1 protein-coding gene is annotated in these 760 nt (G+C 37.6%); it reads right to left on the reverse strand.

Annotated features, from left to right (window positions below; translation table 11 throughout):
- Positions 1-216: 216 nt before the first annotated feature.
- Positions 217-760, reverse strand: a 544-nt coding sequence (locus tag AC1DND_RS28825; protein ID WP_477586390.1) for a CAP domain-containing protein, incomplete at its 5' end; no start/stop codon positions are given.

Raw genomic sequence — 760 nt, forward strand, 5'->3', positions numbered from 1 at the left:
ACTTAAAACTGTTCGTTGTTATTATTGGGCTTCACCAAATGCATAAGCGGTCGTCATCCTGAATTTATTTCAGGATCTTTCCTGCGATAAAGATGCTGAAACGAGTTCAGCAGGACGTGGTGGCCTTGAAATATGCATTTATCGTGCACCCTTTGTTGTTGGGCGCAATTTACAATTAAATTTTTATTGCCACAGAAATAAGATTATTTATGCAATTTACTCGTTATTGGAGTAATATGTAGGTTGTGCAACAAAATCGATTACTGCGCACCAGGTATAAGAGGGGTGGGGCTGTATGCTTACGCCAACGGTATTGAGCTTGTATTTTTGATCAAGTAAATTAAAGCGGTGGCCAAGAGAAGGTACGCCACAATCTAACAACAAATGGCAAACAATATCTAAACTGTTCGAGTAACCGAAATCGATATTTTCGCTCATAGCTTTATTGGCGAAATACCTGGATAATCGTTTCGAAAATTTATCTCCGTTACTACTTTCGTGCGTATCGAGATTATTCCTGTTCAAATCCTGTGCATGGCTCCTGCTTAATGATGTTAATTTATCATCAGGATAAAATAGCTGCAGGTTTTTTACGCCACGCAAATGTTTAAGTAAAGAAGTGTAGTAGGAATTATTTCGGGTAATCCTGAGCTCATTGTAATTTCTGTACTTCCGCACTTTAGCATTGTAGTTATTGATATAGTCTTCTAAAAACGTATAATAAAACTTTTCGCCATCTAGGCGGATCAAGTTCATATAC

It is taken from the genome of Pedobacter sp. 01N416, from assembly GCF_056399685.1.